The organism is Kitasatospora xanthocidica, assembly GCF_014656195.1.
GTDB lineage: Bacteria > Actinomycetota > Actinomycetes > Streptomycetales > Streptomycetaceae > Kitasatospora > Kitasatospora xanthocidica.
In genome coordinates this window covers 1-15960 of the sequence record NZ_BNBY01000027.1, presented here as the reverse complement: position 1 = coordinate 15960, position 15960 = coordinate 1, and the positions used below count along the sequence as shown (strand labels likewise).

Annotated in this window: 13 protein-coding genes, 5 tRNA genes and 1 pseudogene; 5 read left to right on the top strand and 14 right to left on the bottom strand. The window is 72.0% G+C overall.

Annotated elements, in window-relative coordinates; genetic code table 11:
• Window positions 1-75: 75 nt before the first annotated feature.
• Together IE332_RS32415 and IE332_RS32410 are read right to left on the bottom strand one after the other, a co-directional pair.
• Window positions 76-1080, bottom strand: a complete 1005-nt coding sequence (locus tag IE332_RS32415) for an NAD(P)H-dependent glycerol-3-phosphate dehydrogenase (RefSeq protein WP_268256655.1) — start codon at window positions 1078-1080, stop codon at window positions 76-78.
• The gene (locus IE332_RS32410) at window positions 1077-1907 is read right to left on the bottom strand and encodes a lysophospholipid acyltransferase family protein (protein ID WP_189923477.1); all 831 of its coding nucleotides are present in this window, start codon (window positions 1905-1907) and stop codon (window positions 1077-1079) included. The genes IE332_RS32415 and IE332_RS32410 overlap by 4 nt, the downstream gene beginning before the upstream one ends.
• Before the next feature lie 231 nt (window positions 1908-2138).
• Here IE332_RS32410 and cofC point away from each other — a divergent pair, with 231 nt between their 5' ends.
• Both cofC and IE332_RS32400 read left to right on the top strand, forming a co-directional pair.
• On the top strand, window positions 2139-2822 hold the full coding sequence (gene cofC, locus IE332_RS32405; RefSeq protein ID WP_189923475.1) for a 2-phospho-L-lactate guanylyltransferase: 684 nt from the start codon (window positions 2139-2141) through the stop codon (window positions 2820-2822).
• Between the two features lie 104 nt (window positions 2823-2926).
• Window positions 2927-3148, top strand: a complete 222-nt coding sequence (locus IE332_RS32400) for a hypothetical protein (RefSeq protein WP_189923473.1) — start codon at window positions 2927-2929, stop codon at window positions 3146-3148.
• Window positions 3149-3330: 182 nt separating this feature from the next.
• Here the strand turns inward: IE332_RS32400 and IE332_RS32395 are convergent, their stop codons facing one another.
• The 4 genes from IE332_RS32395 to leuC all read right to left on the bottom strand — a co-directional run bounded on the left by IE332_RS32395 (window position 3331) and on the right by leuC (window position 6771).
• Entirely contained in the window at window positions 3331-4068 is a 738-nt protein-coding gene (locus IE332_RS32395) for an HU family DNA-binding protein (RefSeq protein WP_189923471.1), read from the bottom strand.
• 133 nt (window positions 4069-4201) lie between these two features.
• Window positions 4202-4549, bottom strand: coding sequence for an SCO5555 family protein (locus IE332_RS42500; protein WP_373313895.1), 348 nt, complete (start codon window positions 4547-4549; stop codon window positions 4202-4204).
• Between the two features lie 182 nt (window positions 4550-4731).
• Entirely contained in the window at window positions 4732-5328 is a 597-nt protein-coding gene (gene leuD / locus IE332_RS32385) for a 3-isopropylmalate dehydratase small subunit (RefSeq protein ID WP_189923469.1), read from the bottom strand.
• Window positions 5329-5331: 3 nt separating this feature from the next.
• The gene (leuC, locus tag IE332_RS32380) at window positions 5332-6771 is read right to left on the bottom strand and encodes a 3-isopropylmalate dehydratase large subunit (RefSeq protein ID WP_189923467.1); all 1440 of its coding nucleotides are present in this window, start codon (window positions 6769-6771) and stop codon (window positions 5332-5334) included.
• 232 nt (window positions 6772-7003) lie between these two features.
• Between leuC and IE332_RS32375 the strand changes: the two genes are divergently transcribed.
• The gene (locus tag IE332_RS32375; RefSeq protein WP_030246527.1) at window positions 7004-7717 is read left to right on the top strand and encodes an IclR family transcriptional regulator; all 714 of its coding nucleotides are present in this window, start codon (window positions 7004-7006) and stop codon (window positions 7715-7717) included.
• A gap of 172 nt (window positions 7718-7889) precedes the next feature.
• Here IE332_RS32375 and IE332_RS32370 read toward each other — a convergent pair.
• From IE332_RS32370 to IE332_RS32335, 8 genes are all read right to left on the bottom strand, one after another.
• Window positions 7890-7964 (bottom strand) — tRNA-Gln (locus IE332_RS32370).
• 49 nt (window positions 7965-8013) lie between these two features.
• Window positions 8014-8086: transfer RNA gene (locus IE332_RS32365), tRNA-Glu, on the bottom strand.
• A 26-nt stretch (window positions 8087-8112) separates the two neighbouring features.
• Window positions 8113-8185: transfer RNA gene (locus IE332_RS32360), tRNA-Glu, on the bottom strand.
• Window positions 8186-8233: 48 nt separating this feature from the next.
• Window positions 8234-8306 (bottom strand) — tRNA-Glu (locus IE332_RS32355).
• Window positions 8307-8351: 45 nt separating this feature from the next.
• Window positions 8352-8423, bottom strand: a tRNA-Gln gene (locus IE332_RS32350).
• A gap of 239 nt (window positions 8424-8662) precedes the next feature.
• Window positions 8663-10162, bottom strand: a complete 1500-nt coding sequence (gene gltX, locus IE332_RS32345; RefSeq protein WP_189923465.1) for a glutamate--tRNA ligase — start codon at window positions 10160-10162, stop codon at window positions 8663-8665.
• Complete coding sequence (locus IE332_RS32340; protein WP_189923463.1) at window positions 10155-10955, bottom strand: fumarylacetoacetate hydrolase family protein; 801 nt, start codon at window positions 10953-10955, stop codon at window positions 10155-10157. The genes gltX and IE332_RS32340 overlap by 8 nt, the downstream gene beginning before the upstream one ends.
• 234 nt (window positions 10956-11189) lie before the next feature.
• Window positions 11190-11408: a hypothetical protein gene (locus IE332_RS32335; RefSeq protein WP_189923461.1), complete on the bottom strand. Its 219-nt coding sequence runs from the start codon at window positions 11406-11408 to the stop codon at window positions 11190-11192.
• 640 nt (window positions 11409-12048) lie between these two features.
• On the opposite strand from IE332_RS32335, the gene IE332_RS42065 reads away from it, so the two are divergent.
• Window positions 12049-15891: a sensor histidine kinase gene (locus IE332_RS42065; protein ID WP_268256654.1), complete on the top strand. Its 3843-nt coding sequence runs from the start codon at window positions 12049-12051 to the stop codon at window positions 15889-15891.
• A gap of 1 nt (window position 15892) precedes the next feature.
• A pseudogene (locus IE332_RS32325) lies at window positions 15893-15960 on the top strand (roadblock/LC7 domain-containing protein); the annotation flags it as partial.

Below are 15960 nucleotides of genomic sequence, written 5' to 3'. Positions count from 1 at the left end.
AGACTACCGTGCGACGTGTTTCCGGGACGTCAGCCGCCCCGCCACGCCACCCTCCCGGGCCGCCTTCCCGGGCCGTCAGCGCCGCCGCTCCGCCTTCGCCGAGCGCGACATCAGCGTCTGCAGCGCCTCCTGGGTCGGCCGCCCGTTGTGCACGACCTCCACCACGGCCTCGACGATCGGCATGTCGACCCCGTTGCGCCGGGCCAGGTCCAGCACCGACTCGCAGGACTTGACGCCCTCGGCGGTCTGCCGGGTGGCCGCGATGGTCTCGGCGAGCGACATGCCCCGGCCCAGGTTCATGCCGAAGGTGTTGTTGCGGGACAGCGGCGAGGAGCAGGTGGCGACCAGGTCGCCCATCCCGGCGAGCCCCGCGAAGGTGTGCGGGTCGGCGCCCAGCACCTCGCCGAGCCGGGTGGTCTCGGCCAGCCCGCGGGTGATCAGCGTCGCCTTGGTGTTGTCGCCGAGCCCCATGCCGGCCGCCATGCCGACCGCCAGGCCGATCACGTTCTTGACCGCGCCGCCGAGCTCGCAGCCCACCACGTCGGTGTTGGTGTACGGCCGGAAGTACGGCGTGTGGCAGGCCGCCTGGAGCCGCTTGGCGACCGCCTCGTCGGTGCAGGCGACGACGCTCGCCGCGGGCTGCCGGTTGGCGATCTCCTTGGCCAGGTTGGGCCCGCTGACCACCGCGACGCGCTCCGGGCCGACCTTGGTGACCTCGTCGATGACCTCGCTCATCCGCTTGGCGGTGCCGAGCTCGATGCCCTTCATCAGGCTCACCAGCACGGTCTGCGGCTCGATCAGCGGCGTCCAGGCGGCCAGGTTGTCGCGCAGCGTCTGCGAGGGCACCACCAGGACGGCGAAGTCGGCGCCGGCCAGCGCCTCGGCGGCGTCGGTGGTGGCCCGCACCGAGTCGGGCAGCCGGACGCCCGGCAGGTAGTCCGGGTTCTCGTGCGTGGAGTTGACGGCGTCCACCAGCTCCTGGCGGCGGGCCCACAGCACGACCTCGCAGCCGGCGTCGGCGAGCACCATCGCGAAGGCGGTGCCCCAGGATCCGGTCCCCATCACGGCGCAGCGGGTCACTTGCCGGCCTCCTCGGTGCCGATGCTCCGCTCGCCCTTGGCGCGCCGGCGCTCGGCCAGCGCCGCCGCGGCGCGCTCCCGGGCGGCCCTGCGCATGTCGTAGCGCTCGGCCGGCGGCCGCTCGCCGCGGACCTCGGCCAGCACCTCGGTGATCGCCGTCATGATGTCCTCGGTCGCGTCGGCGAGCACCTGGGCGGTGAGCTCCTGGCCCCGGTACTTGCTCAGGTCCACGGCCGGGCCGGCCGCGACGGTCACCCGGTGGCGGGGGAAGAGGTTGAACTTGCCCTTCCCGAAGCCGGTCCGGCCGTACGGCGGGATGATCTCGTGGGCGCCCCAGTGGGCGACCGGGATGACCGGCGCGCCGGTCATCAGCGCGACCCGGGCGACACCGCTCTTGCCGGTCATCGGCCACAGGTCCGGGTCCCGGGTGAGCGTTCCCTCCGGGTAGAACTGCACGCACTGGCCGCTGTTGACGGCGTCGATCGCGGCCCGGAACGCAGCCGCGGCGTCGGTCGACTCGCGGAACACCGGAATCTGACCGGTCTTGCGCAGCATGAATCCGATGAAGGGAATCGAGAACAGCGAGGACTTGCCGAGAATGCGCGGCGGGCGTCCACTGTTGTACTGCCAGTGCGCGTAGATCACCGGATCGATGATCGAATTGTGGTTCACGGCGGCGATGAAACCGCCTTCCTCCGGGATGTGCTCCCAGCCCCGCCAGTCGGGCTTCACCAGGGCGGTCGTCACCGGCTTCACCAGCACGGCCGCGAAGCGGTACCAGATGCCGTAGTCGGCGTTGCCGAACTTGGCGTACGAGCGGCGGGCCACCCCAGCTCCTTCTCATCCGAGTGCGACACGTGGAGTGCCGCCGTCATGGCCTCCCGGTGCCGCGCACCGGTGCCAGCGGTGCCCGGGCCACGGGCGCGGAACAGTGTCGCCCGCCCGCTCACCGGCTGTCGAGCGGCCGCGCCAACCCGCCGGGCGGGCGTGATCAAACGCACGTCCGCACAGCTCGGACGGCCTGGCGAGGGCTCCGGGACCGGCGACACAATGACGCCGATGACCCAGGACACCGTACGCCCCAGCGGGCCCGTCGCGCCCGCCGCACCCACCGCCGGCTGGTCGCTGGTGCTCCCGCTCAAGCCGCTCGCGCTGGCGAAGAGCAGACTCGCCCCGTACGCCGGGCCGCACCGGGCCGACCTGGCCATGTCGTTCGCGCTCGACACCGTCACCGCGGCGCTGGCCACCCCGGGCGTCGCCCGCGTCCTGGTGGTCACCAGGGACGCCACGGCCGGTGCCCGGCTGGCCGCGCTGGGCGCGCTGGTGGTCGCCGACGAGCCGGGCGGCGGCCTCAACCTGGCGCTGGCGCACGGCGCGTCGGCCGCCCTGGCGCTCGCCCCGGCGGCCCCGCTCGCCGCCCTCTCGGCGGACCTGCCCGCCCTGCGCCCGGCCGAACTCGCCCGGGTGCTGGGCGCGGTGCCGCCGGACGGCCGGGCCTTCCTGCCGGACTCCCCCGGCCTCGGCACCACCCTGCTCGCCTGCGCCCCCGGGCGCCCGCTCTCCCCCGCCTTCGGGGACGGCTCGCGGGCCCGGCACGCGGCCGGCGGGGCGCTCGAACTGCGGCTCGCGGACGTGGAGTCGGTGCGCCGGGACGTCGACACCGGTACCGACCTCGGGGAGGCCGCGGCGCTCGGCCTCGGTCCGCACACCAGTGCGCTGTTCGCCCGGCTGAGCCTGTCCTGAGCCCGCCCTGAACCCGTTCTGAACGCGTCCTCAGCCCGTTCCGGCGGCCGGTCGACGGCCCACCGGCCCCGGGCCGGCGCCGGTCCGCTCGCTATGCTGCTGCCATGCAGGCCACCGCGTTCACCTTCGACCCCGCCACCCGGGCCGGCTCCGTGCTGCTCGACGACGGGACCCCGGTGCCGTTCGACGCGGCCGCCTTCGACGCCGGCGGCCTGCGGCTGCTGCGCCCGGGCCAGCGGGTGCGGATCCGTACCGAGGGCGCCGGCGAGGCCCGCCGGGTGGTCTTCGTGACGCTGCAGACCTTCCCCGACCCCGCCGAGGGCTGACCGCCCGCGGGATGCCCGGCCGCCGGGCCCGCCGACCGTCGACCGCCCGGTCCCGCCGCACGCCCCGCGATCCTGACTAAGCGCCCGGAAAGCGGAAGAGCCGCGGCAACCGGTGCCCGTGAATGCACGGGAGGGTGCCGCGGCTCTTGACCGAAGGCCGTCCGGGGACGGCCGCGCGGGACCTACTTGGCAGAGGTCTTGCGCGCGGTGGTCTTGCGGGTGGCGGTCTTCTTCGCCGGAGCCGTCTTCTTGGCCGTCGCGGTCGCCTTCTTGGCGGTCGCGGTGGTCTTCTTGGCGGCGGCCGTGGTGGTCGCCTTCTTGGCGGCGGCCGTCTTCTTGGTCGCGGCCGCGGTGGTGGTCGCCTTCTTGGCCGCGGTGGTCTTCGCGGCGGTGGCCTTCACCGCGGTCTTCTTGGCCGTGGCCGCCTTCTTCGCGGTGGTGGCCGTGGTCTTCTTGGCGGCGGCCGTGGTGGCCGTCTTCTTCGCGGCGGCCTTCTTGGTGGCCGGAGCGGCGGCGGCAGCGGCGGCGGTGGCCCGCTTGGTGGCGGCGCGCTTGGCGGCCGGGGTGGCAGCCACACCGGTCTTGCCCGGGGTGAGGGAGCCCTTGGGGGCCTTCTTCACCGAGGGGCCCTCCTTCGGCAGCTTCTTGCTGCCGCTGACCAGGTCCTTGAAGCCCTGGCCGGGGCGGAAGCGGGGGACCGAGGTCTTCTTGACCTTGACCCGCTCGCCGGTCTGCGGGTTGCGGGCGAAGCGCGCGGAGCGCTCCACCTTCTCGAAGGTGCCGAAACCGGTGACCGAAACCCGGTCACCGGCCACGACGGCACGGACCATGGTGTCGAGCACTGCGTCGACAGCCTCTGCGGCAGCCTTGCGACCGCCCAGCTGCTCGGCCACCGCTTCGACAAGCTGAGCCTTGTTCACGTCTTCCCCTTCGGAAACGGGCGCCGGATGATTCCATCCGTTCTTTTCGCACGTTAGGTATGTATCTGCGGACTTTCAATTACCAAACGCGCGAATCACCCTAGTGTCGCAATGGATTTGCGCGTCGGCGACCTCAGCGGAGCGGCGGGGGCCCCTCGTCGAGGTCATGTACAAAGCGACTCAACCGCCTTGCCGCCTCCGGAAGATCGCGCTTGGCGGTCTCGGTGACGATGAGGAGTTGACGGGTGAGAGCGGTCTTTGCATCGGCAGACACGTTCAGCGCATGCACGCGGGCGTGAGCTTGCTTCAACCGCTCGGCCACGAGCGCGTAGAGCGCTGCGACTTCCTGGTCGTCCGGCTCCTCAGCTGGCGCGGAGGTGACGTCCGGCCGGTCGTCAATTCGGCGTTCGGATGGCCGGCCCCTGGAGTCCTCAGCCGCGGGTTCGCCGCCCGCGTACGGAGGTTCATGGTGCCGGTGCATGTACTGATTGTGCCATCTACCCGCAGTTGTACTTGCGCGGGCCCCTCTTCCGCAAAGCCAAATGGGCAATCCGGGGCGGGCCGCGGCGCTAACTCGTGCTCCGGAACGACGGATGGCCCGGCCCCCCCGAGGGGGGCGCGGGCCATCCGGCGGATCGTCAGAATGCTTGTTCTGAGGGGAACTCAGGCGACCGGCAGAGTACGGGGCTTGAAGGCCGGGCGGGTCGCCTCGAAGGCCGAGATGTCGGCCTCGTTCTGCAGCGTGATGCTGATGTCGTCCAGGCCGTTGAGCAGCCGCCACCGGACGTTGTCGTCCAGTTCGAAGGCCGCGGTGACACCCTCGGCGCGCACTTCGCGCGCCTCCAGGTCAACGGTGATCTCCGCCGAAGGGTCACTCTCAGTGAGCGCCCAGAGCCGCTCCACGGTCTCCTGCGGCAGGACGACGGTCAGCAGACCGTTCTTCAGGGAGTTGCCCCGGAAGATGTCGGCGAAGCGCGAGGAGATGACCGCGTGGAAGCCGTAGTTCTGCAGCGCCCAGACGGCGTGCTCGCGGGAGGAGCCGGTGCCGAACTCGGGGCCGGCCACCAGGACGGTGGCGCCCTGCCGCTCGGGGCGGTTGAAGACGAACGACTCGTCCTTGCGCCAGGCTTCGAACAGGCCGTCCTCGAAACCGGATCGGGTGACCTTCTTGAGCCAGTGGGCCGGGATGATCTGGTCGGTGTCCACGTTGCTGCGGCGCAGCGGGACGGCCCGGCCGGTGTGGGTGGTGAACTTCTCCATGGCTCAGGCCTCCACGGCAACGTCGGTGTCCGCCGGGTCGGCGGCGGTCAGGTCGGCGGGGGCGGCGAGGCGGCCCAGCACGGCGGTCGCGGCGGCGACCTGCGGGGAGACCAGGTGGGTGCGGCCGCCCTTGCCCTGCCGGCCCTCGAAGTTGCGGTTCGAGGTGGAGGCGCAGCGCTCGCCCGGGGCCAGCTGGTCGGGGTTCATGCCCAGGCACATCGAGCAGCCCGCGTGGCGCCACTCGGCACCGGCCGCGGTGAACACCTTGTCCAGGCCCTCCTCGACGGCCTGCAGGGCGACCCGTACGGAACCGGGGACCACCAGCATCCGTACGCCCTCGGCGATCCGGCGGCCCTCCAGCAGGGCGGCGGCGGCCCGCAGGTCCTCGATCCGGCCGTTGGTGCAGGAGCCGACGAAGACGGCGTCGACCTTCACCTCGCGCAGCGGGGTGCCGGCCTCCAGGCCCATGTACGCCAGGGCGTTCTCGGCGGCCGCGCGCTCCTGCGGGTCGGCGAAGGAGGCCGGGTCCGGCACGTTCGAGCCCAGCGGGGCGCCCTGACCGGGGTTGGTGCCCCAGGTGACGAACGGGCTCAGCTCGCTCGCGTCGATGAAGATCTCGTGGTCGAAGACCGCGTCCTCGTCGGTGCCCAGGGTCTTCCAGTACGCGACGGCGGCGTCCCAGTCCTCGCCCTGCGGGGCGTGCGGGCGGCCCTCCAGGTAGGCGAAGGTGGTCTCGTCCGGGGCGATCATGCCGGCCCGGGCGCCCGCCTCGATCGACATGTTGCAGATGGTCATCCGGGCCTCCATGGACAGGCCCCGGATCGCCGAACCGCGGTACTCCAGGACGTAGCCCTGGCCGCCGCCGGTGCCGATCCTGGCGATGACGGCCAGGATCAGGTCCTTGGCGGTGACGCCCTCCGGCAGTTCGCCCTCGACGGTGATCGCCATGGTCCGGAACGGGGCCAGCGGCAGGGTCTGGGTGGCCAGCACGTGTTCGACCTGGCTGGTGCCGATGCCGAACGCCAGTGCGCCGAAGGCGCCGTGGGTGGAGGTGTGGGAGTCGCCGCAGACCACGGTCATACCGGGCTGGGTGAGGCCGAGCTGCGGGCCGACGACGTGCACGACGCCCTGCTCGACGTCGCCCAGCGAGTGGATCCGGACGCCGAACTCGGCGGCGTTCCGGCGCAGCGTCTCCAGCTGCACCCTGGAGACCGGGTCGGCGATCGGCTTGTCGATGTCGAGGGTGGGGGTGTTGTGGTCCTCGGTGGCGATCGTCAGGTCGGTGCGGCGGACCGTACGGCCGGCCAGTCGCAGCCCGTCGAAGGCCTGCGGGCTGGTGACCTCGTGGAGCAGGTGCAGGTCGATGAAGAGGAGGTCGGGCTCGCCCTCCGCGCGCCGCACGACGTGGTCGTCCCAGACCTTCTCTGCGAGTGTCCGTCCCATCGGATTCCCTCCAGCCGGCCGCGTTGCCGGCCTTCTCGTGTCGTCGAGGTCAGAACGTGCGCCACCCGGTGGGGGGCGCTTCCGCACGACCTGCACGCCGGATCGCTGTCCACGATGCGGACACTCGGACGAGGCCCCATCCTGGATGTCTCCCGGGCTGCTGCATCCAGAGTGGCGCTTTTCTCGGAAGATTGAACTTGCGTCTCGCGGACTGAGACTGCAGTCTTAGGGCATGGACAACACTAGCGGCGTCGGCGTTCTCGACAAGGCCGCTCTGGTGCTGAGCGCACTGGAGTCGGGCCCCGCCACGTTGGCGGGGCTGGTCGCCGCCACCGGTCTGGCGCGCCCCACGGCACACAGACTCGCCGTCGCACTCGAACACCACCGTCTCGTCACCAGAGACATGCAGGGACGCTTCATCCTCGGTCCCCGCCTGTCCGAACTCTCCGCCGCGGCGGGCGAGGACCGGCTGCTCGCCACCGCGGGCCCGGTCCTGACCCACCTGCGCGACGTCACCGGCGAGAGCGCACAGCTCTACCGCCGCCAGGGCGAGATGCGGATCTGCGTCGCCGCCGCCGAGCGGCTCTCCGGCCTGCGGGACACCGTCCCGGTCGGCAGCACCCTGCCGATGAAGGCCGGCTCGGCCGCCCAGGTCCTGCTGGCCTGGGAGGAGCCCGAGCGGCTCCACCGCGGCCTCCAGGGCGCCCGCTTCACCGCCACCGCGCTGAGCGGCGTCCGGCGGCGCGGCTGGGCCCAGTCGATCGGCGAGCGCGAGCCGGGCGTCGCGTCCGTCTCCGCGCCCGTCCGCGGCCCCTCCAACCGCGTGGTGGCCGCCGTCTCCGTCTCCGGCCCGATCGAGCGCCTGACCCGCCACCCGGGCCGGCTGCACGCCCAGGCCATCATCGAGGCCGCGAACCGGCTCACCGAGGCCCTCCGCCGCAGCTGACCCCCGCTGCCCGGCGGAATCCCCCACCCGCCCCCACCCGTCCCCACCGAAGACCTTCCCCCACCGAACACCGAAAGGGCCCCGCTCGCACGCGAGTGGGGCCCTTCGGACATCCGGCCGGAATGCGGCCGGGAAAACAAAAAAGACCCCGTTGGCCGGGGCCTTCCTTTTCTGGCTGGGGTACCAGGACTCGAACCTAGACTAAATGAACCAGAATCACTCGTGCTGCCAATTACACCATACCCCAACACAAAGCAAGGGCCGATGGGCGAGCCCACCGGCTTCCTGCTCTGAAGTACCCCCGACCGGATTCGAACCGGCGCTACTGCCGTGAGAGGGCAGCGTGCTAGGCCGCTACACAACGGGGGCATCCTGGCGATCCCTTGCGGGATCAGTACCCCCGACCGGATTCGAACCGGCGCTACTGCCGTGAGAGGGCAGCGTGCTAGGCCGCTACACAACGGGGGCTTTCCAGGTGATCCCTTGCGGGATCCGTGCGATCCCTTGCGGGATCAGTACCCCCGACCGGATTCGAACCGGCGCTACTGCCGTGAGAGGGCAGCGTGCTAGGCCGCTACACAACGGGGGCTTGATCTTCAGTTTTCCTGCGGTACTGCTGTTACTGCGTACTGCGCTGGGGTACCAGGACTCGAACCTAGACTAAATGAACCAGAATCACTCGTGCTGCCAATTACACCATACCCCACCAGAGTTGAACCCTCGTCGGGATCTTCTCAGGCGTTGCGCCTCTCGTTCGGTCCCGGCCGGGGGGCTTTCGCTCCCTCGTCCGTTCCCTCCCGGGCGGCGCAGAAAGAACATTACCCGACGTCGGCCCTGGCTCCAAAATCGATAACCCCAGGCAGCGGCGGGGAGGCCGGCGGATGACCTCCGGGTACGCCGCGGGCCCGGCACGGAGCCGGGCCCGCGGCCTGCTCAGCGGCCCGCTCAGGCGGCCGGCACGGCGTCCAGGGCGGCGCGCAGGCGGCGCAGCGTCTCGGGGCGGCCCAGCAGCTCCATGGACTCGAAGAGCGGCGGCGAGACCCGGCGGCCCGTGACGGCCACCCGCAGCGGCGTGAAGGCGAACTTGGGCTTGATGCCCAGCCCCTCCACCAGCGCCGCGCGCAGCGCGGCCTGGATCGGCTCCGGGGTGAAGTCCGCGAGCTCCTCCAGCGCCTTGACGCTGGCCTCCAGCACCGGGCGGGCGTCCGCGGTCAGCACCTTGGCGGCGTCGTCCGGGTCGAGGGCGAAGTCCTCCGGCGCGACGAACAGGAAGCCGGCCATGTTCACGATCTCGCTCAGCACGACCATCCGCTCCTGGGTGAGCGGCGCGACCTTGGCGAGCACGTCCAGCTGCTCGGCGGTCGGCTCGGCCGGCAGCAGCCCGGCGGTCTGCAGGAACGGCACCAGGCGGGCGGCGAAGTCCTCCGGGGCCAGCTTCCGGACGTGCTCGGCGTTGATCGCCTCGCACTTCTTCAGGTCGAAGCGGGCCGGGTTGGCGTTCACCTTGGTGATGTCGAAGGCGGCGACCATCTCGTCGATGTCGAAGATGTCGCGGTCCTCGGCCAGCGACCAGCCCAGCAGGGACAGGTAGTTGAGCAGGCCCTCGGGGATGAAGCCGCGCTCGCGGTACAGGTTGAGCGAGGACTGCGGGTCGCGCTTGGAGAGCTTCTTGTTGCCCTCGCCCATCACGTACGGCAGGTGGCCGAAGCGCGGGGTGGTGCCGTTGCCCACGCCGATCTCGGCGAGCGCGGCGTACAGCGCGATCTGCCGCGGGGTGGAGGACAGCAGGTCCTCGCCGCGCAGCACGTGGGTGATGCCCATCAGGGCGTCGTCCACCGGGTTGACCAGGGTGTACAGCGGGGCGCCGTTGGCCCGGACGATGCCGTAGTCCGGCACGTTCTCCGGCTCGAAGGTGAGCGTGCCGCGCACCACGTCGTCGAAGGAGATCGTCTTGTCGGGCATCCGGAAGCGCAGGATCGGCTCGCGCTTCTCCAGCTTGTAGACGGCCACCTGGTCGTCGGTCAGCTCGCGGCAGTGGCCGTCGTAGCCGGAGGGCTTGCCGGCCGCGCGGGCGGCCTCGCGGCGGGCGTCCAGCTCCTCGGTGCTGCAGTAGCAGTGGTAGGCGTGGCCGGCCTCGTGCAGGCGACGGGCGACGTCGGCGTAGATGTCCATCCGCTGCGACTGGCGGTACGGCTCGTGCGGGCCGCCGACCTCCGGGCCCTCGTCCCAGTCGAAGCCGAGCCAGCGCATGGCGTCGAGCAGCTGGCCGTACGACTCCTCGGAGTCGCGGGCGGAGTCGGTGTCCTCGATCCGGAAGACCAGCGTGCCGCCGTTGTGGCGGGCGAAGGCCCAGTTGAAGAGGGCGGTGCGGACCAGGCCCACGTGGGGGTTGCCGGTCGGGGAGGGACAGAAGCGAACCCGGACGGCCGGGTCAGTGTTAGCCACGCTTGATCACCTTGTTGGTGAGAGTGCCGATGCCTTCGATGGAGACGGCGACCTCGTCGCCGACGTTGAGGGGGCCCACCCCTGCGGGCGTGCCGGTGAGGATGACGTCGCCGGGCAGCAGCGTCATGGCCTCGGAGATGTGGACGATCAGCTCGGCGACCGAGCGGACCATCAGGGAGGTGCGGCCGGCCTGGCGGAGCTCGCCGTTGACCGTGCAGGTGACGGCCAGGTCGCTCGGGTCCAGGTCGGTCTCGATCCACGGGCCCAGCGGGCAGGAGGTGTCGAAGCCCTTGGCCCGGGCCCACTGGCCCTCGCGCTGCTGGACGTCCCGGGCGGTGACGTCGTTGGCGCAGGTGTAGCCGAGGATCACCTCGGGCACCCGCTCCAGCGGCACCTCGCGGCACATCCGGCCGATCACCACGGCCAGTTCGGCCTCGTGCTGGACGTCCGAGGAGAACGGCGGGTACGCGATGCTCTCGGTCGGGCCGATCACCGCCGTGGACGGCTTGAAGAAGGTCAGCGGGACGTCCGGGACCCGGTTGCCCAGCTCCTCGGCGTGCGCCGCGTAGTTCCGGCCGACCGCCACGATCTTGTTCGGGAGCATCGGGCTGAGCAGCCGGACGTCCTGGAAGCGGTAGCTCTCGCCGGTGGGCTGGGGCTGGCCGAACGGGTGGCCGGCCAGCGCGTGGACGACCAGCGAGTCGGGCTGGGAAGGGTCGCCCTCCACCACGCCGAAGGAGACGCTGCCGGCGGCAGGACTCCCTTCCCGGACGGAAAACCTGGCAATGCGCACGGCTGGGCTACCCCTCGCTTCGTCGGCCGCCCGGGGCGCGCCCGGGCGCTGGTGGGCCGCCGCCCACGGGTGGGCGCGGCCCCGTCAATCGGCCTCCAGGCTATCGCGTGGGGCCCCGGCTGACCGCTTTGCCCCTGTTCAGCGCGGTTGGGACGGATCGGCCGCGGGGCCGGTACGCGCGAGGGCACCCGGCCGCGGTGCGGCGGGGTGCCCTCGTACGAACGCGTTCCGGCGTCAGTCCTGGACGACGACGACCGGGGCGACCATCAGCTGGACGCGCCGCGGGTTGGCGGTGCTGGCCGGCAGCTCGGTGCCGTAGGTCACGACGTCCTCGGGCTTGCGGGCGCCCGGGATCTTGCTGAAGTCCTCGACCGAGGCCAGCGTCGTCCGGCGCGGGTTCGCCGTGGGGCGGCTGGACAGCGTGGACGTGGTGGCCTTCTTCGTCTGGGACATCGACAGCACCTCGGTGTTCGCGGCCGGGCGGATCCGCGGCGGATCGGCGCCGGCCTGAGTGATTCCGATTGATTCGGAGGGGTTCTGGGCAGGCTGAACGCGGCCGTGCTCCGGAGACAGCCAGATTACGAGATCTCTTTCCATAGAGACCGTGACCAAAGCTACACATTAGACTGTGATTTTGCTCACAAAATGCTGAGCAAAGCGAAAATATCCGACATATCGCCGCACCGGAATATTCCGACATTCAGCCGATATCGGGCATTCCGGAAGGTCTGTGACTCTTTTCGATCTACGGTCTGCTTGGCATGTATCCGGCGAGTGTCCGAAAAAGGCGGTATTCCGGTCCGGTTACCGCACAGTCAGTGAGATGCCGCAAGCGTTCGGTAGCGCCGGGCGCCGGGTTCCTGCGGCCCTTGTTGGGATTCCCCGGCTGTGCTGGAATGCGACGGACCGTGGGTAGGGAGTGGTCCACCCCGGTGACCCGCTCTCCCGGACCGGCCGGGAGGCGGATGGAAACTCGACACCGTCCAGGCCGTGGCGACGCGGCGGGACGCCCGGTCCAGAGGTTGCGACGCCAGTGCAGGGACGTTTCAAAAGGGGTAGCGGCGCCGCGGGTAACCCGGAGTCGCGTGAGCCTGTGGCAGCCCCCCAACAGGCGGCGGCGCCCGGCGGCCCGACCGGGCCGGTGCCGCCCGAGGCCGTCGGCCGACCGGAGGACGACGGTCAGGAGCGCAAGTCCGCACGGGACAAGCTCCGGACCTCCCTGACCCGGCGCCGGGCCACCGGTCTGAACCGGCTCGCGATGCGCAACTGGCGCATCCGCACCCGACTGATCGCCCTGCTCGCCCTCCCCGTCATGGTCGCGCTGGTCCTCGGTGGCCTGCGTATCCAGACCTCGATGGAGAACTCGCAGCAACTCGCCCAGATGGCCAACCTGTCCGACCTGGCCAAGAAGGCGACCAACCTCGCGGACGCGCTGCAGACCGAGCGCGACATCAGCGCCGGCCCGATCACGGACAAGCCGAGCGCCCAGCTGGACGACGACATCGTCGCCGCCCGCAAGGCCACCGACGACCTGAGCCGCACCTTCACCGCCTCCTCCGACAAGTTCGAGAACCTCGAACTGTCCGGCGGAAAGGCGCTGCTGCTGCAGATCCGCAAGGACCTCAACTCGATCGCGGACACCCGCAGCCTGCCGTACCAGAACAACCAGAACATCCAGTCGACGATCACCGCCTACGACGTGATCATCCGCGACCTGCTGTCCATCACCCAGGACATCGCGCTCGCGTCCAACAACAAGGACCTGGTCGTCTCCACCCGCGCGCTGCAGCAGTTCTCGCTCGCCAAGAACGCCACCTCGCAGCAGCGGGCCCTGATCAGCGCCGCGCTCGCCAACCCCAAGGCCCCCGACCTCAGCCTGAGCGACGAGTCCTTCGGTATCCGCCTGCGCCTGTCGTACGACAACGCGATCGCCAGCTTCAACAACATCTACACCGCGCACGACCTGGACAACCTGCGCAGCCAGCTGAGCTACAACGGCGTCGTCGCCGACGCCGACCGCTACGCCCAGACGATCCTCACCCAGGGCGGCATCCACCAGACCGAGCCGGTCAGCTACAAGGACTGGTACGAGAAGTCCAGCGCCAAGATCTCCGCCGAGCGCCGGATCGAGTCCAAGCTCATCGAGAACCTGGACGGCAAGGCCCAGGACCTGCAGTCCCAGGCCGACACGGACGCCCTGATCATCGGTGTCGCCATCGCCCTGGTGCTGCTCGTCGCCCTCGGTGGCGCCGGTCTGATCGCCCGCTCGATGGTGCGCTCGCTGACCCGTCTGCAGGCCGCGGCCGAGGACGTCGCCGAGCGCCGCCTGCCCGAGCTGGTCAAGACCCTCTCCGAGAGCGACCCGCACGACGTCGACACCACGGTGGAGCCGGTCGCCGTCGACTCCGCCGACGAGATCGGCCACGTGGCGCACGCCTTCGACATGGTGCACAGCGAGGCCGTCCGCCTCGCCGCCGAGCAGGCCCTCCTCCGCGGCAACATCAACGCGATGTTCACCAACCTCTCCCGCCGCAGCCAGGGCCTCATCCAGCGCCAGCTGTCGCTCATCTCCGAGCTGGAGAGCCGCGAGGCGGACCCGGACCAGCTGGCCAACCTCTTCAAGCTGGACCACCTCGCGACCCGCATGCGCCGCAACGGCGAAAACCTCCTCGTCCTCGCCGGTGAGGACCCGGGCCGCCGTTGGACCCGCCCCGTCCCGCTGGTCGACGTGCTCCGCGCCGCCGCGTCCGAGGTGGAGCAGTACGAGCGCATCGAGCTCGCCGCCGTACCGTCGGCCGAGGTCGCCGGCCGCGTCGTCAACGACCTCGTCCACCTGCTCGCCGAGCTGCTCGAGAACGCCACCTCGTTCTCCAGCCCGCAGACCCGCGTCCGGGTCACCGGCCACGCGCTGCCGGACGGCCGCGTGCTGGTCGAGATCCACGACACCGGCATCGGCCTGAGCCCCGACGACCTCGCCGAGATCAACGAGCGCCTCGCCAACCCGCCGACGGTGGACGTCTCCGTCTCCCGCCGCATGGGCCTCTTCGTGGTCGGCCGCCTGTCGCTGCGCCACGGCATCCGCATCCAGCTGCGCCCCAGCGACTCCGGCGGCACCACCGCGCTGGTCATGCTCCCGGTGGACGTCACCAACTCCGGCGACCGCCGCCCCACCGGCCGCGGCGGCGCCGCGCAGGCCAAGCAGCAGCAGCGCGGGGTCGCCCCGACGCCGCGCCAGCAGCGCCAGATGCAGCCCGGCCGTCAGAACGGTCCGGCCGCGCTCGGCCAGGGCCCGGGCGGCGGTGCTCCGCAGGGCGGGCGCCCGCAGCTCGGCCAGGGCGGCCAGGGCGGCCCGGCCGCTCCGGCCGGTCCCGGCGGACAGGGCGGTCCCGGCGGACAGGCCGGCCCGGGTGGGCAGGGCGGTCCGGGTGCGCCCGGCGGTCGCCCCGGCGGTCTGCCGACCCGCCAGGTCGGCAAGTCGCTGCGGGAGAACCCCGTCGTCCCGCCGGCTGGCCAGGGCCGACAGCCCGCCCCCCAGCCGCAGCAGGCCCAGCAGCCCCAGCAGTCGCCGCAGGCCCAGCAGCAGCCGCAGCAGTCGCAGCAGTCGCCGCAGGCCCAGCAGCAGCCGCAGCAGTCGCAGCAGTCGCCGCAGGGCGGCCTGCCGCAGCGCACCCCCGGCCACCAGGGCCCGCCGCAGGCGGGACCGAACGGCCTGCCCCGCCGCGACCGCCAGCCGCAGGCCCCGCAGCAGCCCGGCCAGGGCCAGCAGGGCCGGCCGCAGCCCGGTCAGCCCCGGCCCGGCCAGGAGCGGCCGCGCCCCGCCGGCGCGCCCGACGGCGGTCCGGGTCCCCGGACCGGCGAACAGCCCCAGCACGGCCGCCCCGGCGGTCCCGGCGCCCCGCAGCAGGGTGCCCGCCCGGGCAACCGTCCGCAGGACGGCCTGCCGCAGCGCGCCCCCGGCCGTCAGGGCCCGGGCGCCCAGGGTGCCCCCGGCCGTCCCGGTGCCCAGGGTCCGCGCCGTCCGCAGCGCCCGGGCCCGGAGGCGCCGCAGCGCGACCGCCAGCCCCAGCTGCCGCCGCAGGCCCAGCAGCAGCCCCAGCCGCTGCCGTCGGCCGAGCCGGCGCCGGTGGAGAGCACCCAGCAGTTCGCCCGTCCGCGCTTCGAGGCCAGCCAGATCGACCCGCGCGACCCGCTGGGCCTCGGCCTGGTCGAGCCGGTGCTGCCGAACGTGCCGAACCCGGCGCGCCCGGAGCCGGTGCGCCAGGAGCAGGCCCCGCAGCAGCAGCCGCAGCCGCTGCCGTACCAGGAGCCGATGGCGCTGCCGGCCGCCGGTCAGCAGCCCGCCGACCAGCAGTCCTGGTACGCGCAGGCCGAGGCCGAGCAGCAGGCGCGGCAGCAGTCGTACCAGCCGCGTCGCCCCGGCACCTCCGCGCCGGAGTTCCAGCAGGGCCGGCCCCAGCAGCCGGGCCGTCAGCAGGCCCCGCAGCAGCACCAGCAGCCGCAGCCGGGCCAGCAGCACCAGCCCCAGCAGGCCCAGCAGCAGCCGCACCCGCAGGGTCCGCAGCAGCCGATGCCCGGCGAGGGTGACGCGCCCTGGCGCCCGTCCGCCAACGACGAGCGCTGGCGCCGTGCCGAGCAGGTCCGCGAGCCCTCGACCAACGGCGTCACCATGTCGGGCCTGCCCCGGCGGACGCCGCAGGCGAACCTGGTCTCCGGCACCGCCGAGGCCTCGCCGCTGACCGGTCCCCAGGTCTCCCGGGCCCCCGAGGAGGTCCGCGGCCGGCTGACCAACCTGCGCCGCGGCATCCAGCAGGGCCGCCGGGCCGGGGCCGAGCAGGCCTCCAACCAGCCGGGCTCCCAGCATGGTGCCCAGCAGCCCGGATTCGATAGTTTCGGTGGCCGCAGCGACGGCAACGGCGCAGATCACCAGGAGCGTTGAGTTGAACCAGATGAGCCAGGCCGCACAGAACCTGAACTGGCTGATCACCAATTTCGTGGACAACACCCC